Raw genomic sequence first — 24518 nt, 5'->3', positions numbered from 1 at the left:
GTGCAATAAGTGCCGCCCGATGACGGTGTTATGGCTACCGTCGCCCAAGCGACGAGACGCGTATACAGCGGATTGCAAGATAGGTTCGTCGCAGATGTTCAGGTATTACTGCGGACGGCACCTCTTCATGATAAAAGCTCTTCCCAGAACTCACCGTTCTCTGCGTGTACCGCAGGTATTATTTCTGAAGCGTTTCCTTGTTTTAGGAAAATAGTTCCGACTCCTCTTGCAAATGCTTCAAAATTAAAGGCGATTGTTTTCCAGTCAGACATTTTTGATTCGCTAGTGATAGCAAAAATTCTCCCATTTTCCGTATTTAGCAATATTGTATAAGGATCGGAGGTTGCAATGGCAATAGTGTTGCTTGGTCTTAGCTTTCCTGTCCGCCAGCGACTAAATTCATTGTCTGCATTGATCTCTATGAGTTGCTCAATGTAATCTTTGTGTGTTCCGAATGATATCGGCCCAAGCGTAAAATTCTTCATGTCGTACTGTTGGATGAACATCAAAAAATCGCTTGGGATCTTTGCACTGATCGAATTTTCCAGTATGTTTATATTTTTGCGGGGCGATGTGCGGCGTTTAAGGATAAGGTCATTCATGTCGCTGCCGAAAGGCTCAAACTTCGTTCTGAGTTCAGACTCAATTTGTTCCATGGTGAGTAACATTCTTAATCCTGACTTCCTAAGATGCTTAAAGGCTAAGCATTGTTTGAATGCTGTATGCCTGGAATACAAGGGGTCGGTAGGTTTTTTCCCGGCCGCTTACATTAAATGTAGTTAGATTGCCCGTGGTCTCAATGGTAAAACAAGGCTGTAATGATAATTGTCCAGTTTAGTTTTAGTTCAGGTTGTACTTCCTGTGTTGATGCGATGTCTTTGCTGTCTGAATCCTTATCTCGTCTAATGGTCGTTTCATAGGGATATTCCTATCGAATAAAGTTGGATTATTTCATCAGTTTTTCTAGGTCTGTATTGGAGAGGGGTAGTTTCGGAGTGTCGAGATCGCGTAGAATTAGCAAGTGAGGATCGAGCTTTACTTTACGAAGATTTTCCAAGCTGGGCTTCCCTCCTGCCACAAGGGCGTGTTCGAAGCCGTACATTTCGTCGACGGCAAGTGGGCCGTATTTCTTAAGTGCGCGCTCAAATAAAAGTTTGCCGTTTGAATCGGTGTTATCATAGTCGTCGAGTTCGCTGGTTCCAAATAGTGATTGTATTGTCATGTTTTGATTTGCCAGCTCTTTAGGTTTTAGGCGGCTTTTTAATGCAAGTATCTCATTGTTGTTACAGATAACTGATGCACTATGCCCGGTTTTTTCGCCGCATAAGTATAGGTTTCCGAAAGCGCTTCTGGCTATGACGTGGAATCTATCAAGAAATTCTATCGGTGTATCTTTCAGCCAGGTGTCTTTAAGATGTTCGTAATCGTCAGGGTTAACAGTCCAAAAAATTCCGTTTCCATATCCTGCCCACCCCTCATCTTGCCAGTATTGGATTAATACAGGAGGGAGTGTATCCTTCCATTTCGCAATGCTTGCTTCTGGAACGTGGGTTTGTTGAATGGCTTCTCCAAAGCACTCGATGAACTCAGCAAAATCTAAATCTCGCATAAATTATTTCCTTTTTTATCTGTTGGACTAATGATTAGATTGACACCCTTTTGGCCGCACGTTCGATTTTCTCCATTCCCGCCTTATGCCCCCAGCTTTCACCAATAGTGCTGCATGCCCCCCGCTTGCAGGCTCTTGATCACGATTTTTGTGGCAAGTAATTAAGTGAAAGTGCTCTATACTTTTGCCAAAAATTTGTGAGAAACAGTAAGCCATAACGGCTTATCTTGCCGCCTCGGGAGCTTGGGTTTAGGTAAATCTGGCGAGGCGCCAATAATTTTCGCGGCGGGGTTTCATGAAAATGGCTCAACCGTAAAGCCATATTGGCACTCGCAGTAAAATGATATAATTGCTTGAGCGCGCTGCGATGTAATTTTATTAAAGTAAATCATCCCTATAGCCCGCGCGCAATATCCGAATTGATTCAATGCAGTTATCCATGTTGTCAAAATTTATCCATATCAAAAAATTTCGAAAGAACCAACGGGCATCTCCGAAGACTATGTTATCACTCCAGTGATCGGCTTTTTGACCAAGTCGTTCTTCTAAAATGCAAGGGTTGTCATCGAAGTTTAGACCGAAAGGCAATGGACCCCTCCAAGCCGTCGATGTCCCTAGACGGTCACGGCACATATTGATTCCGGCGAATGTGGGTCGCCCGTCCGAAGCACGTTTTGACTTGTCGAAATACAGCGAAAACCCATAGTGATTTTTTCTTTCAACGATCTCTAATTCTGACTCATTCATTAATGTGGCAGGATCGAAGTCGCGGAAAATATACTGGAAGTCTGAGGTGGCGGGAGATTGTCCGAAGAGCTCATAAATTTGGTCAACTGAAGGGTATTCGTAGGGCGGATAGGGTTCAGTCGACGGAGGCATTGTAATTCCTAAACTGATATCAAAAATTCCCGGTAGTTCTGGGCTGATTATATCTCCGGGCTGATAAGTCAGACGAATGTGATAGTTAGGCAGCCACCAGGCGTCTCGTTTGTAGGCGCGTAGTTGTTAACTCCAACCAGCTTTTGCTAGCTTTTCGCGGGCTCTGGTTCGATCATCGCTCCAATGTAAGTCAAAAGGTAAATCATTGCCGGTATACGGGCGCATGATGTGAGGTTTGCCTGACGTGATGGCGATATTTGTGAATATCAGCGTGTTGCTTCTGCCGTGTAAAGTTATCGGCAAGCCTTCCCAGTAGTTTCGCTCGCTAAAGGAAAATAGCATGCCCAAAAAACTCGCACGCAGGATCACCTCATAAGGAGGGTAAGCGGGGCGGTGCAGTTGGGGTCTGCGTGTTATGCCCAGAGAGTGCAGCATACAATCAACTTCTGGGTCAGAAGTGCTCTTTCCGAAGAATGCTATTATTTCATGAAGTTTCATGTCATCGCCATTCCTCAAAAAATTTGGAAATACCCGCAATGACATTTGTTATTCAACTGGAAGCCCAAGACTGATGCAGCGAATACCCCTGGCTCCGTCATAGTCGACTGTGATTTCGACCTCTCCTAACCTCCAAGCATCGATATTATTGGAAAATCCGAATATCTCAGGCTCTCCAAGATCTGTGGAGAGCTTAATTCTTACCTGGCCGCGGTCCATGCTGAAGTCCAATCCGTATGGAAGTGGACCCATATAAAAAGTATTAGTTTCTCGCTGCCATCCCCAGAAAATAACATCCGTGAGCACCCATGGCCCCTCATCAATGTCGTGATATGGAACTTTCTCTAGTAGTCCAATATCTTTGAATTCCAACTGAAGGCCCAATATGTCATTTGACCAAATTCGCTGACCGTTGACATCTAGTTGATAGTGATCTAGGTCTTGCCTGGAGATTTTGAGTTCGGAAAAAATAAAATTGAGCTCTGGTGAGTTTGAGTCTTTATGTATTGCATGTAAGAAATTTTCAGGTGTTGGATATTTGCTGTCGTGGTCTAGAGTATTCATTCCTAAAGCTCCATAATTTTTTGTGCAAAGGGTCTTCGATCAGCCTCCTAAAAAATTGTCTTGCCAGGCCTGATCATAGTTGCCGGCGATTGCCAGGCGTGGTGACTAAGTTTCGCCGACCACGCTAAAGTTGCGGGCGAGTAGCCATTCCGATTGGCCACAGAGGCCTTAATTAATGGAAGTCGGCCGTCAGCTTTTTGCATCCTCAATCGGTGTCTACTGATCCATTCTCCAAGTTTCTGCGCGTGCTTTCAAAGCTGCTTTAGAGGGAATATGGTCGCGAGTGTATTTGCACTTACCACTTTTCCTCTTCAGATCACCATATTTCCTTTCCGCCTTTGCCTGCTCGCTTTTTACGGTGCTTACTCACTTCATTGGCAGGTTTGCCGGAAAGATTTTCACCTATTTTGTTGGTGATCTATCGTTTGTTAGTTTCGCCTCATGTTCACTGGCTCGTCTTGGTACTATGGTTGATGAATCGCTTGCCGTTTTGGTGCCATATCGTCCAACCTTGGCTGCTGTGCCTGCATATCCCACAATAGGAATAGCCGAAAGCAGTGACAATGCGGCACCCGCATAGCCCCAGAGGTAGGCTGATGCCGGCGTTAGCGAAATCGGCGATCTCGGCCATTGGAGTCAAGCCAAAAATATCCAGCCATAACTGAATACTGTCGAGCGCCTGTTCGCCCTTTACCCCTGCTGCGGGGGCTTGCTGTCCGCGTCAGTATTGGAGTTGGAAGCAATCATTTGAAGTTGCTGGTAGATAGGAGGTCATGAAACACCAAATCTTGCTGGTTGCGTACTCAGGGGCTGTTGAATGTCAGAAAATATTCTTTGCTTCAAAGCTAAAATCGCCCTACCTACAATCGTCCTACGCCCGCTGAAATATTGGCGTACGACCAGGTCAGTACCCTCTGCCGTGCTTGGAGCGGTGGCAACACACGTGTTGAAAAGTGCGCCTCCCTCTCTCGATTTCATAGCTTAAACGACGAAAGCTGCGGTCTGCCGCGCTGGCAATCAAGCTACAATCGTCCCGTTTTTTCGTGTCTTCGCCTTGTCACTACTTGTGGCTATGGCATAAGTCCTAAGGTCAGGACTCTATGTTGGTGCTACGTCTTGGTGGTCGAATTGATTGATGTTTGTTTGGTGGTAAATTTAATTGACGAGTCCTCGATTTTTCAGTAGTTCCAGTGAAAATATTCCATCGGCTTCCATAAGAAATATATCTTCGCCATCAAGCATGTAGGCCTTTAGTAAGTGATCCAATCCTAGTCGTTCATTACCAAGCTTGGTTTGGCACTGCCCCAATCGAAAATGTACGAATGGGTTTTCGATCCCTCCAGGTGCATTCAGAGCGTTGATAAAGTTTGCGCTTGCGATCTCATAGAGTTTTTTTTGGTATAAAGCATCCCCTATAGAGGCGGATAGCCACATGTAGGCTTCCCAGTCTGTTTTAGGTTCTGGAATGAGATCAATTGCTTTTTGCCACTTCTCAACTGCGAGGTCAAACTCATCCGCATCCATGAGTGTATTGCCTTCTTGCGAAAGAGAGTTTATGGCGTTATAGGTCTTCATTGGAAGCTCCACTTTAAGACTCCTTTGTTCGTTCTGTTACAAAATGCAAGTATCTTTTATCTTCGCCTTCAAAAGCTCTTTTTCCATATTTTTTGTATTGTGGATAAAACAGCTCGTATGCGCGCTCCAGTTCGTTGTTTTCAAATAGTATTGTTGCTTCTAGGAAGCTTATGTATTCCTCAGAGGCTTCGCCGGCACCGTAAGAACTGCGCGCAATATTAAGCCATAATTTAGCTTTTTCAATCTGCCCGGTTGATCTGTAGAAAATGGTGATCCCGTATGAGGCTGTTTGAGAGAAGTCGTATTCTAGTTTCGGTTCTGGTATTGCGTCCCATGAGGCAAGAAAATCATGCTCTGCGAGTTCGAGATTGCCAGCGAGCCATGCTTTTCTTCCCGATGTTGCCAGCTCTTTAATGCGATCTAGGTGGTCTTTGTTAACCTTCATATGAAAATCCACTCCGGTATTTCAGGGGGTGTCGTATTGGTGTTTCTGTCCTGTGATTGCGCCTCGACTTCTATTTATGGATCTGTGTTCAAGATAGTAGTTGTCAGATTTTAGCATCCACTCTCTCACTTTTGGGCTTTTGGCTCCGTGTTTGCGCCCTACGCGGTTCCACCATACGACAGCATCTTCTTTGTGAGCCATATCCGCTTTGCTCAGGTCATACCATTTTCCATCTGATGCCATAAACTCGGGTTTGCCTGTATATGGGTTATCTTGTAGCTTTCCTTCATGGCGCATACGCTCTTGGACCTCCCGGCCCGTCTTGGATTTCTTTCCTGGCGTGCGTCCTAGATACCTCTCCCTGAGTGATTTTGCCTTCTCTAGTACTTTAGCTCCAGAACCATCTATTCCAGCAACCGTGTTTTTTGCCTGACTCTCAGTGGTTTCTTTAACCGATCGTTCATAGGTTTTCTTTGCAACTTCAGTCGACGCCTCCTGAATTGGCTTCGCGCTGTGACGTCCGACCTTTCCTGCTGTACCCAAGTAACCTACGAACGGAATAGCCGAAAGCAGCGACAATGCGGCACCCGCATAGTCCCCGCGCGATAGGCTGATGCCGGCGTTAGCGACATCGGCGATCTCGCCCACCACCGGAATCAAGCCAACAATATCCAGCCCTAACTGAATACCGTCCAGCGCCTGTTCGCCCGTTACCCCTTCCGCGGGCGTCTCGCTGTCCACCTCAGCATTGGCGTCGTTCGCAGCCTTACCCATTGCAGGCGTTTCACCGTTCACGCGCCCCAGCGTGTTGCCATTGGGCGAGGTGATAGCGCCACCGCGGCCTGCGGGAGGGTAGAGTTCAGTGTAGGTGGGTATGTCCTGCAGGTCAGCAAGTTCTCTCTGAAATGCCTCCTTGCGCAGTGCTTCATATCGTTCTTGGTCAAGCTGAAGGGCCTCGCCCCATTCGCTGACCCCATCTGCAAAGTCGACCAACACCTTACCGGTGCCGTCAGTCTGTATGAACATCCTGTCTGGGCCGCCTGGCAGCTTGCGTAGTGCTACCTCCTGGACCTGGACATGAAGCGTGTCCAGTTGCACGGGCTGATCCGTCATGGCATCAGCTCCCATTCATCCAGAACAAGTCGCCATGACGAACCAGATGACTCCCCTCGGCACGCACGGAACTGCTGTGCTCCAGTGGGTGACACTTGCCCTCTACAGTGCCGCTCTTTATACCTTTCGCCTTGCCGGCTGCGTCGCCGATGGTATTGGGTGTAAAGCTACGTTTGTAGATCACAACCGGATGGCCATTGGCGCGTACGCTCTGGGCAACCCCGGTGCTGGTATCGAGCTCTGCGGTAACGGGGTAGGGCACGGGTGGAATGCTACTGCCCATGGGCGTTTTGCAAACATCGGGCGCGATGCTGACGACTGTCCATTTGCCTTGTTGGCGGGCCATTACGTTGTCGGCCATGTCACACCTGCTCCCTATTGTCGCGTTTTGCCCGCCGGATGATCGGAGCGTCAGGGTTGCTCTCAAACCGTGCTTCGAGCACACGTATATCGAGCGATCCGGGCAGGCTGATGCGGTGGGTCATTGACAGCGTCATGGCATCGGTATCGATGCGTAGCGTGTCGGTGAGCATGGGCAGCGGGAGCATCACACCGTTGGTCATACGCATGAGTACGAAAGGTCTGTGCCCAGGTAACTGGATGTCACAGCGTCCGTCAGCGCTCAATGATGGATCGGTCAGATTGAACAGCGTGATGCGCGCGTTGGGCGCTGGGTGAGGGATCTGTTGATCGGAGGGGGCACCGTTCCAGTAAGCGAAGTCGAAGTCTTGCGGCAGACCTGGCCAGTGGTTGTCTTGCCAGGTTTGATCATAGGTGCCGGCGAGAGCCAGACGTGGTGACCAGGCGCGGCCGACGATGCCAAAGCCTGCGGGCGTGTAGCCATACCCATTGGCCACATCGGCCATAGCTGATGCATCCAGCGGGCCCGCCGGGTGCCGTGTGCGAACGAGGCGTTCAATGGGATCGTCCAGATGTTCTATTTGGGCGGCCGGCAAGCGCTCAAGGAAGTCGCCCGTCAGCTCGTAATGCAGCTTTCCATGGTGGTGCTCTAGCCATCCCCGGCCTAATGGGTTGCTAAAGCAGACTTCGTTGAGGAGAAACTCGGGAGCATCGGGTGCGCGCCCAAATTGTGGGTTGGCGATTTGGCTCGCCCCCCCAAAAGCCCATTCCCAGCGCAGTGGAACGCGGGTGGCGAGTTCTGGTTCGGACAAGTGCCATCCCAGTAGCCCATGACGAAACTCACGCGGGCCGGTGAAGCGAAGTGTTTTGTCCAATAACAGCTTCGGCGTGCGCTGTTCTCTATTACGTCGCCGCACGTCCAAGATGTTGGCCTGATGCTCTTGCAATTCGGCGGCGGTGAGGCGAACACCCGGTGCACGCTTCGGCGGCGCTGGATCAGAGAGCTCGATGTTGGGACGGGTGGATGTGACGCGTATCCCAGCCTCCCAAGTGTGTGCCGGACGACCTGCAGGCGCATGTGAGTGGCCGACTACGATGACATCGCAGCGGGGTTTGAAGGGCGCTAGGTCGCTTTCCTCGAGCACAGAGCCCATACCGGGTTCGCCGTAGTAGGTGTCGGCTTTACATAGCGGTAGCGGGTCTTTATCGATGACGATAGCGCGATACCGGCCTGCCTGATCTTCAACCGGTTCAAGGCGATAGCCAACCTTCATTGCGATGACCGGATGTTCCTGGCCGTCAGGCGCGAGCGCACTGAAGCACATGACGTCAAAGGGCGTCAGGTTGCGAAACTTCATCTTGGGTTACCCCTTCAGTTGATATCGACATCCTTGCCGTTGATTTGCACAGGCCCTGTGGCACTGAAGTCAAAGTTGCTGCCGTTGATCAGCACGGTGCCGTCGGACTTCATCACTAGCGTGGACTTACCCACGGTGATGCTCAGTTCGTCACCGGCGGTGATGTTGAACGTGTTGCCGACTATCACCGACTTATGTATCCCCACCTGTTCGCTCTGGCTGAGCCCAACTGTCGTATTCATGCCCGCACCGACACTCACCTGGTAGCCCGTCCCGATGGTCAGGGCCTTGGCCAAACCGATGGTTTCCGCCTTGGCGAGACTGATGGTTTCAGTCTTGTTGGCGCCGATGGTCACGCTGCGGTTGGCGCCGATGCTGATTGTTTCGTTCTTGCCAACGTCTTCAGTGCGGTGGTCACCAATGGAGGTGGTTTCGTTGTGGTCCACGCGTTCGCTGCGGTCATTGCCAACGAAGGTGGTCTCGTTGTTTTTGACGACGTTGTTCTGGTCCTTTTCGGCATGGATGAATACCTCCTGCCGGCCCAGTTCATCCTCGAAACGCAGCTCATTGAAACCATCGCCCTTATGTGTCTGGCTCTTGATGGTCATCCGCGTCTTGTGATCGGGCAGGTCGTAAGGCGGCAGTTGATCACCGCAGTAGGTGCGCCCGGTTATCATCGGCTGGTCGGGGTCACCGTTGACGTACTGCACGATCACGTCCTGGCCGATCCGAGGGATGGCCATCGAGCCCCAACTGCCACCCGCCCAGCCTTGAGATACTCGCAGCCAGCACGAACTGAACTCGTTGTTCTGGCTTTCGCGGTCCCAGGGGAAACTGACTTTTACCCGGCCCCATTCATCGCAGTAGATTTCTTCGCCCGGTGGGCCGACGACGGTCGCCATGTGCGGCCCGTCGATTCGCGGTTTTGCCAATGGGGCAGGGCGCCACTCGGTTCTGCCGGGGACCAGCACTGCGGTCTGCTCGTAGCGCGTGCTTGCATCGGCGCCGGCGGCTTCTTCCTGCAGGCTGGTGAACTGGTGGCCTTTATGGATAACGGTGTTCACCCGCCAATGCGTATTGAGGTCGTCACGTGGGTGACCGGTGAGGGTGAAACTGAGGCCCGGTTGCAGGCGCACGTCATCGCCCTGGACCTCGGCAATACGGACATCATGGCGCAGCGCAGTGATGCGGTTTTCAGTGAACGGTTTGCCCACGGCATCGCGTTTATAGCGGCCTGGGTAATCGAAGTATTCGTACTCTCTGGACTGATGCTCCAGGAAGGGCCCGGCGGCTCTGTGCTCCTGGCGGTAGGCCGGGTTGGTAAAGGTGTAGTCGCGCTGCACTTGGCGGACAGTACGCACCTGCTCGCTGTAGCGCAAGCGGCGCAGGCAGGGTTTGGTTTGGTCACCACCGCTGTTGGTGTGGTACAGCACGCGGTTAGGGTCTATAGGCTCGTCGTCATCGTAGAACCCTTCATCTTCATCGTCGGTTTTGATGGCGCCATGGCTGATCTGGCCCAGGGACTGCAGCCGATCGGTGATGATCAGCTTGTGCAGCTTTTCACTGTGCGCGAAGCGGTAGACGAAGCCTTCTTCGGCCGCCAGGCGGGCGATGAACGCCAAGTCCGTCTCACCGGCCTGGACGCAGAATTCGCGGACCTGATGGTCCATGCTGGCGCGCACTTGGTATTGGTTGATGCCCTGGCGCTGGAGCATCAATTCAAGAATCTGCGGCACGGTCTTCTGCTGGAAGATGCGCCAGTTCGAACGCAGGTTGGCACGGGCCAGCTGCGGCTCGATCAGTGCGTCATAGTAGGTGCGATAGAAGCCACTTTCCGCCTGGCTGAAACGGCTGACCAGGCCGTGCACGTAGCGCACTGGGCGTTCGCCTTCCCAGATGGTGAAGAGCACGGGTTGGTCGAGCAGGTGGCCGAAGTCGATATCGTTTTCAAAACTGACCAATTTCAGGTCCAACTCGAAGGGTATGCTGATCCCTTCTCGAAGCTCGAACGACACCACTTCGAATTCAGCTTTGCCAGCCAGCGTTTGGAAGCTATAACGGACGTCGGATTGTCTAAGCATCGCTGCTCCCGCCCGGTTGTTCTAATCCCTGATTGTTGTCCCACAGCCAAACGATATGCCCCTTTGCTGATTCAGTCCTAACGTCTGGGAATATCTCTCCTTTCGCGAAGAACTTTCTTGATTTTAATTTCGCAGGTGTAGTCCACCAGCCGTCTACGGGACATTGGCTACCGGCGGGCATGGCTGTAAGATGCGGCGTGTATTGTGGATTGCGAGGGCTGTTAAAGCGCGCGCTACGCAAGGGCCAGTCACTCTCTTCATCGAACCGACCAAGCCAGCGCTCGGCATCAATGTCGGAGAAGCGTTCGTTAGGGTCGCCCGACCATTGTCCGAAACCAATTAGCCCTAGGTTTTTATGACGTATTGGCTTAATTACCTTGTTGATTATGATAGGCAGTTCGGGAAGGCCATTCTCCACCGGATAAAGACTTGGGCGCTCTCCTAGTTCTATCCACTGGCCTGTTCTTAATTCTTTTATCGATATATTTGGATGATTCAAGGCTTTTTGCACGGCCTCACGATCCAGAGCTAGCTTTTCTCGCCAATAATCGGATAGGAAAAAACCCCATGTGGGTGGCCTTATTCCATCCATTAACTCGTCTCGCATTCCAAATGGGAATTCGATATCAAGGCCGTAGAAGCGAGCGGCTAACGATCGCTCCCATGTTGCTGCTTCTGAACGGGCGCCGAACTCCAATGGGTTGGCGACCGCGAGGCCACAGTAAACCTGGTGGGGTTCCAACAGATCGATCGTCTTGAGTGTCAAGTTTCTCCATTGTTCGCGATTTTCTAACCACCAACTCCAGCGGTAGTATAAAAGTATGGAGGAATATGCATTATTGCTCACCCCGTCCCAGGTGGCGCTTCGCCAAAAATATCCGGCAGTGGACGGTGAATAACCATGATTTGGTTCGTCTGTAAAATTTAAGGTAAAGCTCTCGTCTATCTTCCATTTTTCGGCCAGCTTTGTTATGTCAGGTATGCGAGTCGAGCTATAGGGATAAGGTTTTTCGGATACAGGGTGCGTGGCAATTACATAAGGGAAATCAAGCAGTGCCTCAAACGCTTTGTGGATGGAAATTATGGATTTCATTGTTTCTTGATGTTTTTCCGGTGAGTAGGGAAAGTAAAAACTCAAGAACGGGCTTACGCCAATTTCGCATGCTTCGTTCCCAAATGCGCTGTTCGGCCACTCCTTAAGCAACTCGGAGAATTCGTCAAGCTCGGCTGCAGTAAACAATGGGCGCGTGGTACTCATCTTTTCCTCCCTCTGTTTTGTGTTGACGCTTTTTTTGTGGTGTCCTCATCCGTAGTTGATGTGCAGTCCTCAGGTACTCTCAATAACGCCACCTTTTCCTTTCCGGCTTTGCGTGGGTTCGGGCCAGATTTTGGTGTCATTAAGTGAGCGTATTCCTCTAGTTGCCTCACCTTTACCCAGTCTCTAGGGAATTTTATTTCTACAGCGGCAAATACATTGTTTGACTCGAATGGTTTTTGTCGATATTCCACTATTACCAGGTCGGGAGCTAAGCTGTTTCTAGGGCGCGGCCAAAATGGAAAAATTTCGCTGAGCCTCTGTGGCCGTGTTTCGGGAGTGCCAAGATAGGGCGCCTTAGTTACTTTGTCATAGTTGGGTTCCGCTTTTAGCGGGCTTTGCCATTCTAGTACTTCATCAATTACCTCGACGACCAAAGATGCGGTGGTTTGTTTGAGGGTAACTTCGATTGTCGTTTCTATCACTTCGCCCGGAATTTTTTTCTTAAGCCTTCTTGGGACTCTGATAGGGCTGGTCAGCGCCGCATTACAGATCAGGCTAATCGCTGGGCGGAAAGGAATTTTGCGCTCGATGAATTCTCTGAATGTTGATCCTTCAGTGCCTCTTCGGTGAACGGTGCTTTTGCCGGATGTTCCTATAAGTTCCATGGTTTGAGTGTTTATGGTTATTTCTTCTTTTAGTTGTTGTATGGTTGTTTCGAATAATTTAGTGAATTCCTTTCTTCTGGCGCTAATTTCTGCCGCTAGTTTTGCAGCGTCAGCTGCGGTTTGAGCTGATTCGTATGCGGTATAAGCTTTCCAAGCAGTGTGTCCGCCCCTGATCAACCATGGGAGAGCTGGGCCAGGCATAGGTCAGTCCTCCTCGCCAAAAATGTCCAAATAGTCAACGTTTAGTTCGGAAAGTTTCGTTTTGGGTACGTTCGAGATGGTCATCAGGCGAGGCCGCCAATGATCACTTATTTTCTGGTCTTCACGCATTTTTGCCTTTTTCAAATAGATTGGTGTTGCTGCTTCCGTTTGTATCCACCCGGTATTTCCGTCTTGTTTAGTTATGCCAGTCTGAAGGGTTCGTTTGCCGTCTGATAACGAGTACTTATAGCCTTCATATTTTTGGTCGTCGCTTTTGATTAAGGTGAATCTTGCGATGTATGGCGCAGAGATTGATTGGTGTTCAGCTGGCTCTTTTATATTTAGGTCGACTATCCGTCCGCTGATCTTTGCAGGGCCTGTCGCTTCAAACGTGAAGCTGTGTCCGTTGATTAGCACTGATCCATCGCTTTTCATCAAAAGTATGGATTTTCCGACCTCAATGCTAAATTCATTCTCAGCGCTGATGCTGTAGCGCTTCCCTATAGTTTCTTTCTTATGTATCCCCACCTGTTCGCTCTGACTGAGCCCAACTGTCGTGTTCATGCCCGCACCGACACTCACTTGGTAGCCCGCCCCGATGGTCAGGGCCTTGGCCAAACCGATGGTTTCCGCCTTGGCGAGACTGATGGTTTCAGTCTTGTTGGCGCCGATGGTCACGCTGCGGTTGGCGCCGATGCTGATTGTTTCGTTCTTGCCAACGTCTTCAGTGCGGTGGTCACCAATGGAGAGGGTTTCGTTGTGGTCCACGCGTTCGCTGCGGTCATTGCCAACGAAGGTGGTCTCGTTGTTTTTGACGACGTTGTTCTGGTCCTTTTCGGCATGGATGAATACCTCCTGCCGGCCCAGTTCATCCTCGAAACGCAGCTCATTGAAACCATCGCCCTTATGTGTCTGGCTCTTGATGGTCATCCGCGTCTTGTGATCGGGCAGGTCATAAGGCGGCAGCTGATCACCGCAGTAGGTGCGCCCGGTTATCATCGGCTGGTCGGGGTCACCGTTGACGTACTGCACGATCACGTCCTGGCCGATCCGAGGGATGGCCATCGAGCCCCAACTGCCACCCGCCCAGCCTTGAGATACTCGCAGCCAGCACGAACTGAACTCGTTGTTCTGGCTTTCGCGGTCCCAGGGGAAACTGACTTTTACCCGGCCCCATTCATCGCAGTAGATTTCTTCGCCCGGTGGGCCGACGACGGTGGCCATGTGCGGTCCGTCGATTCGCGGTTTTGCCAATGGGGCAGGGCGCCACTCGGTTCTGCCGGGGACCAGCGCTGCGGTCTGCTCGTAGCGCGTGCTTGCATCGGCGCCGGCGGCTTCTTCCTGCAGGCTGGTGAACTGGTGGCCTCTATGGGTAACGGTGTTCACCCGCCAATGCGTATTGAGATCGTCACGTGGGTGACCGGTGAGGGTGAAACTGAGGCCCGGTTGCAGGCGCACGTCATCGCCCTGGACCTCGGCAATACGGACATCATGGCGCAGCGCAGTGATGCGGTTTTCAGTGAACGGTTTGCCCACGGCATCGCGTTTATAGCGGCCTGGGTAATCGAAGTATTCGTACTCTCTGGACTGATGCTCCAGGAAGGGCCCGGCGGCTCTGTGCTCCTGGCGGTAGGCCGGGTTGGTAAAGGTGTAGTCGCGCTGCACTTGGCGGGCAGTACGCACCTGCTCGCTGTAGCGCAAGCGGCGCAGGCAGGGTTTGGTTTGGTCACCACCGCTGTTGGTGTGGTACAGCACGCGGTTAGGGTCTATAGGCTCGTCGTCATCGTAGAACCCTTCATCTTCATCGTCGGTTTTGATGGCGCCATGGCTGATCTGGCCCAGGGACTGCAGCCGATCGGTGATGATCAGCTTGTGCAGCTTTTCACTGTGCGCGAAGCGGTAGACGAAGCCCTCTTCGGCCGCCAGGCGGTCGATGAACGCCAAGTCCGTCTCACCGGCCTGGACGCAGAATTCGCGGACCTGATGGTCCATGCTGGCGCGCACTTGGTATTGGTTGATGCCCTGGCGCTGGAGCATCAATTCAAGAATCTGCGGCACGGTCTTCTGCTGGAAGATGCGCCAGTTCGAACGCAGGTTGGCACGGGCCAGCTGCGGCTCGATCAGTGCGTCATAGTAGGTGCGATAGAAGCCACTTTCCGCCTGGCTGAAACGGCTGACCAGGCCGTGCACGTAGCGCACTGGGCGTTCGCCTTCCCAGATGGTGAAGAGCACGGGTTGGTCGAGCAGGTGGCCGAAGTCGATATCGTTTTCGAAACTGACCAATTTCAGGTCCAGCTCGAAGGGTATGCTGATCCCTTCTCGAAGCTCGAACGACACCACTTCGAATTCAGCTTTGCCAATTAGAGGCTGGAAGCTGTAACGCAAGTCAGATTGGCGAGGCATTTGAAATCCTATTTCGCTGGCCTACACGTCACAGTCCGGGCAGTAAGCCTGCCCGGTTGCTGCAGTGTTAAATTAAACGTCTGTTTCTATTGGTTTACGCCAGTCGTCCGAACCCGCAGTGCTGGCTGTAATGTGTTCCCATTCAATGCCGCGATAAGACATTGAAACTTTGAAGAACTGTGTGAAGTCTTTGTTCTGCTGGTTTTGAATGTGCGGCATCGTCAAGTCGATATCGGTGATTACGGCATCGGTCAACTTGGTCGTGAAGAAGCGTTCTTGCTTGCCCTCTATAGAAGTGCGATACCAGCTGAGCTCGACATTTGGCAGCATCTCACCAGTGGACAGAGCGCTGTAAAGTAGCGGTACGGCTTTGTTGAGAGCGCATGTAAACACCAGTGGACCATGAACACGCTGTCCTGCCGGTTGACCGCTTTGAGGGTCGGTGGGCACGGTGATGCGGTGACTGACTTCCTGTACCAGAATTTGATTCTCGTGACCTTCAACATAAACGTTGCCCACCGAGTCGGCAGTAAAGGCATCCTTAGTGATGTTTCCTTGGCTTATACCTTCGATAGAAATGTAAGCGGGTGTTGGCATAACAATGACTCCTGCATCTATGTGGATAAAACACGCGTGCCAAAGGCGGCGTGGCCATCGAGAGTGATGGGCTTGTCAACGAAGCAAATCGCCTCGTCAATCCGTTGAATTCAGTTGCGTCGGTTGTCGGCTGTTTACTGCTGCAAAATGCTGTTGAGCGACTCCAGCACTTCGGTGGTTATCAAGTGCAGCCGGTAGCTGTAGATGCCGTAGGCCACCGCCATGGCGATCGCGGAAATCACTAGCGGGCTCCACCACGGCCATTGCCGGTTCATGCGGAAGTTGCGCGGGGCCACGTTGGTGTAGGGGTCGCAGACCGATTCCGGCACGGGGCCGCGCAGTTCCCGGATGATCCCGTGGAGCTGGTGAATAAGCCCGTTCAGTGACTCTTCGCCTTTCGGCGCGATGGCGTATTTGCCCTTCAGGCCAAGGCACAGCACGAAGTACATGAACTCCAACACGTCCTGGTAGCGCTTGGGTTCCTGCATCAAGCGCGACAGCACGGTGAAGAATTTCTCCCCACCCCAGGTTTCGTCATGGAAGATGCTCAGCAGCGGTTTCTGGCTCCAGCAACTGTTTTTACCCCAGGGCCTTTCCATGACCGCTTCATCGATGAACAGGCAAAGGCCGTAGGAGTACGCCAGCAACTGAGCGGGCTCGTAGCCGTGCTGGCGTAGCTCCTCGCGAATATTGACGATCGTGTTGCTTACCTGCTGGTGCACCTCCTGGATGTTGGGCAACGCATCCAAGGTGCGCAGGCGTATCACCAGGCCAAACAAGGGGGCGGCGGCGTCCAGCATCAGGTTTACGTAACCACCGCGCAGTTGAAATTCCGGGTCGGCGGGGTAGCCTTCAGAAGCAGGCTGGGCCTGTACTTCTGATTGAGGATCGGCAGGCGATGTATTCGCCCCGCTATCAGCATTCTCTATCGCCCCGAAGAACTTTTTATCGTTACCCTGACTGTTGTGAGTGTCATTTTTCATTTCATTCACTCCTAATCGCCCAGAACTGCAGCTCTAGCCCAGGGAAGTCCCCTGCAATATGAATCCCGAACCCATTGGCTTTTTTCATGCATGCCCAGGCAGGGGCACGTCGATCCAGTTCGAAGTAGCTGAAGCCTGCATGGAAGGGCAGGTCGCGAGGCGCCACCGGCAAGGTGTTCAAGGGAATGCCGGGCAGTTGCAACTGCACCAACTCCTCCAGTGCCTCGAGTGAAGTGATCTTGGCTTTCTGGATGAACATCTGGCGCAACGCCTGGGGTGGCAGATCGGCGCGCACTGCAAGGATGAACGTGGCCCCATCGATCAGTCGGCGGTCCTCCAACGCGGCTGTCAAAACGCCGTACTCCAGCGTCTCCAATGGCAGCGAAACGGCGCGTGGTTGCAAGACTGTGCTCAGTGCCCGGCGTAGCGTATCTTCCAGCGGCTTGAAGGAGGTGCGTAGCGCAGTATGGTGATAGGCGGGATATTCCTGTGGCAGCCGGCTCTCGTCGGTAAAGGTCACGAACTCACCGCAGGCCTGGCTCATGCACAGGTAGAGCTGCTCGGGGTGGGTCTGCCCTTGCCGAGCCAGATGCTGGAAGCACGGCCACCAGCGGTTCATGGCCTGCAGCAGGTTGAAGTCGCGAATATCGGCGATACCGGACTGCCCTGAGGCGCCAATGCGGGCGGCCAGGCTGCGCGCACGTTCGCGAAGGGAGTTGGTGATTTCTTCAAGGAAGCGTTGCAGCGCTGGCACCGCACGCACCGAAACGCTGGTGGGGTAGAACCCCTCATCCAGCTGCAGGCTGCCATCGGGGCGGCGTTCCAGAATGCGGGCCAAAGCCAACCGTGTATAAGCGCTGCTGTCTTCGGCCTTGCGTTTGAGCTGTAGATTCGGCACCGCCAGGTCGACTTGCACCAAGTCTCCGTCGGCGCTGTGGGTGTCCTTGATTTCCTCTGCGTGGGCACGGTAACGGAAGTTGGCGGCATTGTCGGGCCAGCTCACCTCCCGGCCACCTTCGGTACGCAGCGGCAGGCACAGGTAGATCTCGCTGTCGTTGGCGCCGTCGTCCTCGATTTCCAGCGGTGGGGGTGGTGGCAGGTCTGCGGGGATATCGAACACTGTGCCGTCCGGCATGATGCCTCGTGCACGGGTGATGGCGACCTTGCCCAGGCTCAGGTATTCATCGTTCAACTGCAGCTCGCTGAAGCCGTAGAAGGCGGCGTTCAGGCTACCAAGACGTTGATGCAACGCCGCTTCGGCGGCACGGCAAGCCTGTTGGAAATGCTGCGGTTTGACGAACAGGCCCTCAGGCCACAGGACGGGGTTACGTGAACTCATGAGCGCTCCATGTCAGCGTGAGTAAGCGAGAAATGCACGGCTGCAGGTACCATCAGTCCTCCTCCTTGAGCAGGACCTGCGTGTCGTTGAGCAATACCGACAAGATGATCTGGTGGCCACGGGGCGCAATGCGCAGTACCTGGCTCCAGGTGGCGTTTTCCTGGTTCCGGTAGTCGGCGATCACCGCAACGAAGCGTGTCTCCGGCTCGATGGGCGTAAAGGGGATGAACTTGAACTGGCCAGGGCGCAGCAAGTAATCGTCATCGCGTATGTAGGTGCTTCGCAGCGCCTTGGCAGGGTCCTTGTCCAGCAGTTCGTACACGCTGTTGCGGATGAGCGAGTCGTCGCGCAGTTGCAGGATTTTGATGGCCATGGGCGTAGCGATGGGCTCGGCAGCCACGGTGGTGGTGCGAGGCAAGATCAGGGCTACGGTCGGATCCTCGTAGCTGCCGGGGGTACTTTCTTCCAGGGGGGAGCGCGCTGGATCGTCGCCATCGTCCAGTGGCATGTCGACGGGCGACAGGGCGGGGAAGTGTTCCTGCAGGTACTCATGCAAGGCCCCGATTTTTTCGGTCAGCACGTAAGGGTCACCGGCGCTCAGGCTAACGGCATACGGGCTGGGCTCGATCACAGGCTCCAACTCGGACACCACTTCAAGGCTGTGCGGATTGCCATTGAGTGTTGGGCTGGCATTGATGCTGAACGCGACTTGAGTGGGGTGTTCATTGGGTGGGCCGACGGGTACCGAGGGGTCCATCACCACTTGGCCGATTTTGCTCAGGGAGGTGCACCCCGAAAATCCGAGCAGCGCAACCAGCAGGCCGGCCACGAGTGAATGACGCATCATGGGCGATCTCCTGCAATGAAATGGTCCAGCGGGGGCTCGTTGGCTGGGCTTGTCGCTGTATCCAGCGCCGTCAAGGGATCGTTGCCGATACCTGGCGCGAAGGCCGAGCAGATATCGGCGGCAACCTGCGCGGCGCCTGAATCGGTTTGCCAGGCGGTGCCTGGGGCCTCTAGCAACCAGCGGTCAAGGAGGTTCTGTTTAGAACTGAACAACTCCTCCAGGGAATGTGAATCGGCCTGTGAAAATTGAACGTGCAGGCGATAGGCACCAACCCCCAGTTGGTCACCCTCAACCAGGCGCCTGGGGGCGAGTGGCCCCAAGTTCTCGCGGCTGTCATTCAGGTAGGTACGCTGACAGCGGTCGATTACGCAGAAGCTGCCCTCGATCCAGCGAATCTCGCAATGGACCGGTGCAACGGTCTGCTCACGATCATTGATCAGCCAGGTGCACCCGGCGCTGCCGATGGTGCCGCCCGCGCAGTCGAACTGATGGCGGGCGGTGACGTTGTGGTGCAGCTGATCAAGGTTGGTGATGCTCAAGGTCAATGTGCTCATGAGCGCCCCCGGAACCGCACCACAGGGCTGATCTGGCCATGGCGGTCATCGACAAAGCTGGTCCAGCCCAGATAGGCGCCTTGGCTACGGTGCAGGCAGAAGGACGACAGCGCGTTGCGCTTTATCCGCAGCTCCAAGTCATAGGCCAGCCCGTCGCGCAACAGGAAATCGATCAGTGCACGCAAGCGATTGAAATTGAGGCCGCTGGGCAAAAAGTCACGCAACTGTTCCTGGTCCAACTCGCTGATCACGATGGTGAACTTGCTGCTGCGGGTTCGCGTGCGGCTGCCGATCATGAAGGAGTTGCCAAGCTCGCCGTTGCTGCGGCCAAGGCGTACCAGCTGCTTGGCCTCAGTGAGGACTGAGCGCGTTTCGAATTCGCGGATCTGCACCTGCTGCAAGTCGAAACAGTGGGCAATGATGCCGGCAACGGTACCCGGTGCACGGCTGCGGCTGGCAATGACCCCAGCGAAGCTGAGCAGCCGGCTCCAGGGCAGAGCGGTGTGGCCGCGCAGCTGTTTGTCGTTCAACCCGAGCAGGGCAAAGATGTACTGCGAGAAGCCATCGGTAGCACCCGGCTGGAAGCGGATGTAATAGCGGTACTTGCGCCAGATGCGGTGCAACAGGCTCAGCAGGTAGTGATTGAAAAAGTCGAAGAAGGCCGGCCGCACACCGATGCCGTGGGCATGCTCGTACGACACTTCTTCTAAGTAATAGGTTGGCAAGGGCGAGTCAGTGCCGTGCAACCCCATGAAGGTGGTGCACACGCGATAGCGGTCTCCTGCGTCTGGCATGCGTTCGGCCTTGTACACGTCGGCCACCGGAAAGGTCAGCCGCGGGTCGCTCGCAAGCCGCACGCGCCGCCGCGTGGCCGGGTCGGGCCAGCGTGGTTCCAGGTTGTCCCCGTGCAAACCGTACAGGCGCTCTAGCAACTGGAAGAAGTTGTACTGGTGCGCCTCGGCGAGCAGTTTGTCGGCTAGATCAGCGGTTGCTTGCCGGTCTGGATTGGCCATGTGTAGTGCTCGTTGTTGGTGGTGTTGATCACTTCCAGTTGGTGGAAGGAATTGATGCTGGCGTACAGGGCGAAGAAGTGCGCGAGCACGCAACCGAACAGATACAGGTCGCCTTCGCAGAGGAATGCGCTTTGGTCCAGTTTCAGCCGTGTACGCAGGCCGCGAATGGGCTGGCCCTTGATCAGCCAGTCCAGGGGGGCTGTGTGCACATCCTGGATGCCGTCCAGGCGTTTGCGGGTGGTACGGGTTTGCTGGATGTCATGCAGGGCGGCGAAGTCGTAGGCATTGATGACCGCTTTCAACGGCTCGGCCGAGAGCAGCGACAGGTAGTTCAGCGACATGTTGGAGATCAGGGCCCATTGCAACTGGCCGTCCAGCACCGGCCGACAGGGGCGGCTTGGCGCACAGAGGTTGGTGTAGGTGGCCAGGGGAGGCGTGATCTCGGAAATCACATTGATGTCGTCGACAGCCAACGCTCGCGGCAGATCTCGGTTGGTGCAGGTCAGGTCGATGGAGGCTGTTTCCAGCTCGCCGATGTAGGCGTTGGCGTCTGCGCGTACGAATGCGATACGGTGGGTGACGCTATCGTCCCGCAGGGACGGTTCCATGATGTAGCGGTAATACAGTGCTGTGCGCCCCTGCACGTGCTCGATTTCATGGGCGAACGACTCGAAGGCTCGGAAGGTTCGCAGGTGTTCGCCGGCGCTGCCGTCTGTTGTCGTGCGGGTGCTGATGACCCGATCGACGCTGAATATTTCATACGCGTGGCGCTCCTCACCTCGGGGCGTAAGCTCAGCCTGGGCGAACCGTTGGGACAGGTCGATGGGCTCGGCGCTGTGGCTGAACAGGTTTACCGCGGGGGTACAGAACAGGCTGAAGTCTGCCCTGCCGACCCGCAGCGAATCAGGCAACTGCCGGGTGAAGTGAAATTCAAGGCAGACCTCCTGAGCCGCCTCAGCGGGCCAGACCTTCTCCAGGCCGGCAACGCTGAAAAAGTGGAAACGCTCGGGAAAGATGAAGTACTCCTGCAAAATCCGGTAGCCGTCGAACACGTTCGGTGGGTAGGGCAGCAAGGCTTCATCCGGGCTGAACCCTCGGAGGACGATGCTGCTGGCCGGCAGCCGGCGGACCTCGCCATCGACTGTCACCGCGACATGTTTGAGGTAGTGAGCAATCCACAGATAGAGGGTGCGGGCCGTTTGCGTATCACCGCTCAAATGAAAATCGAGACTGGCGCAGCCCAAGGTGTTCAACGGCCGATCGACCAAGGTTCGCAGGTCGAGCCGAACCACCGAACTGTCGAGCGTCTGCGTAGCACTGACCGCGTCGATCTCGAACGGATGGATGTCCACCGCCGTACAGGTCCGAAACTCGCAGTGCACGCCATCCACGGGTTTGGAGAACAACCGCGAGCCCTTGTGAATACGCTGCGACTGGCTGAGCGCTTGCTTGCGTGGGGTGAACTGGATGATCGTGGCGCTCGGCAGAGGCCGCAGGTAGTTGGGCCAAAGCAACTGCAGCATCGGGTGCGTCAGCTCCGGCAGGTCGTCCTCCAGCTTCAACCGGAGCTTGGCGGTCAGGAAGGCAAAGGCTTCCATCAGGCGTTCGACATCCGGGTCGCTACCACCCTTGCCGAGCAGCCGGGCAAGTTGTGGGTTGTCCTGAGCGAAATCGTTCCCCAGTTCATGGAGATAACGCAACTCTTCGCTGAATCGATCCTTGAGTGACATGGGTCACCTCACGCGGGTGTGGCGGTTATGGCCGTTGACCAGCAGCTCCAGTTGCAGCTGCTCGGTGTGGTTGTTGACCTGCACGTGGCAGTCCAGCCGGAAGTGCAGCTCCAAGGGGGCATGACAATCGGGTACTGCCTTGAGCGTTCGCACGTGCACGCGCGGTTCGAAGCGCTCAATGGTGCGGCGGATGTCTGCGCTCACTTGCTTCAGGAGGTCGCCGCTGCTTGCGTCGTGCCGGTTGAAGTCATGCAGGCCCAGCTCAGGGCTGCTTTGTGAGCAACCCTGGCGAGCGTTGAGCAACGTTTCGAGGTGGCGCTTGATGGCGGCGAACTTCTGGGTAGCGTTTTCTTGCCTGGACAGCGCCCGGCCTGCGAACGGGTTCGTCACCAAGTCATCGAAAAATCCACTCATTGGGTATCAAGCCGGCCAACCAGGGAGATTTCGAAATTCGCTCCCATGTACTTGAAGTGCGGTCGTACGGCGAGAGAAACCTGGTACCAACCCGGTTCACCGGCAACGTCCGAAACTTCGACCTTTGCAGCGCGCAACGGGCGACGGCTGCGCACATCGGCAGACGGGTTTTCCTGGTCGGCGACGTATTGCTTGATCCATTTGTTCAGCTCTGACTCAAGGTCCTTGCGCTCTTTCCAGCTGCCGATCTGTTCGCGTTGCAGCACCTTGATGTAGTGAGCCAGCCGGTTGACGATGAACAGGTAGGGCAGCTGGGTGCCGAGCTTGTAGTTGGTCTGCGCTTGCAGGCCTTCCGGGGTCTTGGGGAAGTTCTTTGGTTTTTGTACCGAGTTGGCTGAGAAGAACGCGGCGTTGTCGCTGTCCTTGCGCATGGTCAGGGCGATGAAGCCTTCTTCGGCCAGCTCGAACTCCTTGCGGTCGGAAATCAACACTTCGGTAGGGATCTTGGCCTGAAGCTGGCCTAAGGACTCATACAGGTGCACCGGCAGATCCTCGACTGCGCCACCCGATTGTGGGCCGATGATGTTCGGGCACCAGCGGTAGCGGGCGAAGCTGTCGTTGATGCAACTGGCCAGCAGAAAGGCGGAGTTGCCCCACAGGTAATTGTCGTGCTGCCCGTCGATGTCCTCGCGGTAGTGATAGCTCTGGACCGGATTTTCCTGCGGATGGTAGGCCGAGCGGAGCATGAAGCGTGGGCCGGTCAGCCCAACATGCCGGGCATCCTCGCTTTCACGGAAGGCACGCCACTTGGCATGCCGTGGGCCGGCGAAAATGTCCTTGACCTCCTTGAGGTTTGGCAGCTCTTCGAAGCTGCTGAGATTGAAGAACTCAGGAGACGGCGCCGCGAGAAAAGGGGCGTGTGCCATGGCGCCCACCGAGGCCATGTAACTCAGCAGTTTGATATCTGGAGAGGAGGGGCCGAAGTTGTAGTTGCCGACCATCGCGGCAATCGGTTCACCGCCAAACTGGCCATAACCTGCGGTGTAGACATGTTTGTAGATGCCACTGCAGGTGATGTCGGCTGAGTTCTCGAAGTCGTCGAGCAGATCACCTTTGCTGACGTGCAAAACTTCAAGCTTGATGTTCTCGCGAAAGTCTGTTCGGTCGACTAAAAGCTTGAGGCTTCGCCAGGCGGATTCAAGTTGCTGGAACTCGGGTTCATGCAGGATGGCATCCATCTGCTTGCTGAGTACTCGATCCAGCTCCGCAATCATCTGATCGACCCGGTGTTTGTTGATAAGTTGATCTGGGTCATGACTTTTAAGGATTTCGGTAATAAAGGCAGACACGCCTTGGCGAGCGACTTGATAACCCTCTTGGCTGGGAACCAATTTGGTTTCTGCCATGATCTGGTCGAGCAGGGTGGCGTTGCTCAGCGTTTCGGTCGTTGTTTCAACCGCGACAGTCGTGTTGTTTTGCTTTGGCATAGGGACGCTCCGTTGTCTCAGTCTTCTTTCGGCGCTTCAAGCACCAAGTCCAGTTCCTGGGCCAGTTGTTTGCGCGCTTGCTCGTCATTCAGCAGGTGCTGCAGTTGCTTGCGGAAGGTGGGCACGTTGCCCAGGGGGCCTTTCAGGGCGACCAACGCTTCGCGAAGCTCCAGCAGCTTGTTCAGCTCCGGTACCTGTCGCGCGATGCTGTCGGGCCCGAAATCGCTGATGGACTTGAACCGCAGGCTGACCGCGAGCTCTGCGTCGGGGGCCGTGCTGAGCACGGAGGGCACGGACATCACCAGGTTGACATCGGCATCGTTCAACACATTGTTGAAGGAGTGTTTATCGATGCGCATGACCGAGCGGTCCTCTAAGGCGCGGGCATCTTTCAACCCGAAATCACCAAGCACCATCATCTTATGCGGCAGCTCTACTTCGGCCTGTTCATCGCCAGTGGCGGGTACGTATTTGATGTTGATGCGTTCTTTAGGTGCAACTGACCCTGTGGCTTTTGCCATCGCCGAATATCTCCCTTGTTAATT

At 54.3% G+C, this 24518-nt stretch carries 24 protein-coding genes; all 24 read right to left on the bottom strand.

From position 1 onward, the window contains the following. Positions 1-125: 125 nt before the first annotated feature. The 24 genes from ACIPZH_RS11445 to tssB all read right to left on the bottom strand — a co-directional run bounded on the left by ACIPZH_RS11445 (position 126) and on the right by tssB (position 24494). Positions 126-668 (bottom strand): hypothetical protein, encoded by a 543-nt coding sequence (locus ACIPZH_RS11445; RefSeq protein ID WP_400636234.1) that lies wholly within the window; start codon positions 666-668, stop codon positions 126-128. Positions 669-946: 278 nt separating this feature from the next. Continuing rightward, positions 947-1609 (bottom strand): GAD-like domain-containing protein, encoded by a 663-nt coding sequence (locus ACIPZH_RS11440; protein ID WP_400636233.1) that lies wholly within the window; start codon positions 1607-1609, stop codon positions 947-949. A gap of 378 nt (positions 1610-1987) precedes the next feature. Further along, complete coding sequence (locus ACIPZH_RS11435; protein ID WP_267817143.1) at positions 1988-2488, bottom strand: hypothetical protein; 501 nt, start codon at positions 2486-2488, stop codon at positions 1988-1990. Between the two features lie 126 nt (positions 2489-2614). Beyond that, entirely contained in the window at positions 2615-2986 is a 372-nt protein-coding gene (locus ACIPZH_RS11430) for a hypothetical protein (RefSeq protein WP_400636232.1), read from the bottom strand. 48 nt (positions 2987-3034) lie between these two features. Further along, positions 3035-3550, bottom strand: a complete 516-nt coding sequence (locus tag ACIPZH_RS11425; RefSeq protein WP_267817139.1) for a hypothetical protein — start codon at positions 3548-3550, stop codon at positions 3035-3037. A 1155-nt stretch (positions 3551-4705) separates the two neighbouring features. Beyond that, on the bottom strand, positions 4706-5125 hold the full coding sequence (locus ACIPZH_RS11420; RefSeq protein ID WP_267817137.1) for a tol-pal system YbgF family protein: 420 nt from the start codon (positions 5123-5125) through the stop codon (positions 4706-4708). 13 nt (positions 5126-5138) lie between these two features. Further along, positions 5139-5570 (bottom strand): hypothetical protein, encoded by a 432-nt coding sequence (locus ACIPZH_RS11415; RefSeq protein ID WP_400636231.1) that lies wholly within the window; start codon positions 5568-5570, stop codon positions 5139-5141. 21 nt (positions 5571-5591) lie between these two features. Beyond that, a complete protein-coding gene (locus ACIPZH_RS11410; RefSeq protein ID WP_400636230.1) occupies positions 5592-6683 on the bottom strand; it encodes a hypothetical protein in 1092 nt (363 codons plus the stop codon). A gap of 4 nt (positions 6684-6687) precedes the next feature. Further along, positions 6688-7044: a DUF4150 domain-containing protein gene (locus ACIPZH_RS11405; protein ID WP_400636229.1), complete on the bottom strand. Its 357-nt coding sequence runs from the start codon at positions 7042-7044 to the stop codon at positions 6688-6690. Position 7045: 1 nt separating this feature from the next. Continuing rightward, complete coding sequence (locus ACIPZH_RS11400; protein WP_400636228.1) at positions 7046-8401, bottom strand: DUF2169 domain-containing protein; 1356 nt, start codon at positions 8399-8401, stop codon at positions 7046-7048. A 14-nt stretch (positions 8402-8415) separates the two neighbouring features. Continuing rightward, complete coding sequence (locus ACIPZH_RS11395) at positions 8416-10482, bottom strand: type VI secretion system Vgr family protein (protein ID WP_400636227.1); 2067 nt, start codon at positions 10480-10482, stop codon at positions 8416-8418. Continuing rightward, the gene (locus tag ACIPZH_RS11390; RefSeq protein WP_400636226.1) at positions 10475-11740 is read right to left on the bottom strand and encodes a type VI immunity family protein; all 1266 of its coding nucleotides are present in this window, start codon (positions 11738-11740) and stop codon (positions 10475-10477) included. The genes ACIPZH_RS11395 and ACIPZH_RS11390 overlap by 8 nt, the downstream gene beginning before the upstream one ends. Continuing rightward, entirely contained in the window at positions 11737-12606 is an 870-nt protein-coding gene (locus tag ACIPZH_RS11385; RefSeq protein ID WP_400636225.1) for a VRR-NUC domain-containing protein, read from the bottom strand. The genes ACIPZH_RS11390 and ACIPZH_RS11385 overlap by 4 nt, the downstream gene beginning before the upstream one ends. A 3-nt stretch (positions 12607-12609) precedes the next feature. Continuing rightward, positions 12610-15009, bottom strand: a complete 2400-nt coding sequence (locus tag ACIPZH_RS11380) for a type VI secretion system Vgr family protein (RefSeq protein WP_400636224.1) — start codon at positions 15007-15009, stop codon at positions 12610-12612. A gap of 72 nt (positions 15010-15081) precedes the next feature. Next, on the bottom strand, positions 15082-15606 hold the full coding sequence (locus ACIPZH_RS11375) for an Hcp family type VI secretion system effector (protein ID WP_400636223.1): 525 nt from the start codon (positions 15604-15606) through the stop codon (positions 15082-15084). Between the two features lie 134 nt (positions 15607-15740). Next, entirely contained in the window at positions 15741-16589 is an 849-nt protein-coding gene (icmH, locus tag ACIPZH_RS11370) for a type IVB secretion system protein IcmH/DotU (RefSeq protein WP_400636222.1), read from the bottom strand. 1 nt (position 16590) lies between these two features. Next, positions 16591-17928, bottom strand: coding sequence for a type VI secretion system baseplate subunit TssK (tssK, locus tag ACIPZH_RS11365; protein WP_400636221.1), 1338 nt, complete (start codon positions 17926-17928; stop codon positions 16591-16593). Positions 17929-17980: 52 nt separating this feature from the next. Then, positions 17981-18775, bottom strand: coding sequence for a type VI secretion system lipoprotein TssJ (gene tssJ / locus ACIPZH_RS11360; protein WP_400636220.1), 795 nt, complete (start codon positions 18773-18775; stop codon positions 17981-17983). Further along, entirely contained in the window at positions 18772-19329 is a 558-nt protein-coding gene (locus ACIPZH_RS11355) for an FHA domain-containing protein (RefSeq protein ID WP_400636219.1), read from the bottom strand. The genes tssJ and ACIPZH_RS11355 overlap by 4 nt, the downstream gene beginning before the upstream one ends. Further along, positions 19326-20342 (bottom strand): type VI secretion system baseplate subunit TssG, encoded by a 1017-nt coding sequence (gene tssG, locus ACIPZH_RS11350; protein WP_400636218.1) that lies wholly within the window; start codon positions 20340-20342, stop codon positions 19326-19328. The genes ACIPZH_RS11355 and tssG overlap by 4 nt, the downstream gene beginning before the upstream one ends. After that, positions 20306-22072, bottom strand: coding sequence for a type VI secretion system baseplate subunit TssF (gene tssF, locus ACIPZH_RS11345; RefSeq protein WP_400636217.1), 1767 nt, complete (start codon positions 22070-22072; stop codon positions 20306-20308). Before tssF ends, tssG begins: the two co-directional genes overlap by 37 nt. A gap of 3 nt (positions 22073-22075) precedes the next feature. After that, positions 22076-22486: a type VI secretion system baseplate subunit TssE gene (gene tssE / locus ACIPZH_RS11340; protein ID WP_241805374.1), complete on the bottom strand. Its 411-nt coding sequence runs from the start codon at positions 22484-22486 to the stop codon at positions 22076-22078. Beyond that, positions 22483-23973, bottom strand: coding sequence for a type VI secretion system contractile sheath large subunit (gene tssC / locus ACIPZH_RS11335; RefSeq protein ID WP_400636216.1), 1491 nt, complete (start codon positions 23971-23973; stop codon positions 22483-22485). The genes tssE and tssC overlap by 4 nt, the downstream gene beginning before the upstream one ends. A 17-nt stretch (positions 23974-23990) precedes the next feature. Beyond that, positions 23991-24494 (bottom strand): type VI secretion system contractile sheath small subunit, encoded by a 504-nt coding sequence (gene tssB / locus ACIPZH_RS11330; RefSeq protein WP_400636215.1) that lies wholly within the window; start codon positions 24492-24494, stop codon positions 23991-23993. Positions 24495-24518: the final 24 nt, after the last annotated feature.

The organism is Pseudomonas sp. NPDC089758, assembly GCF_044748705.1.
Classification (GTDB): Bacteria; Pseudomonadota; Gammaproteobacteria; order Pseudomonadales; family Pseudomonadaceae; genus Aquipseudomonas; species Aquipseudomonas putida_X.
This window is presented reverse-complemented; position numbering and strand designations above follow the sequence as displayed.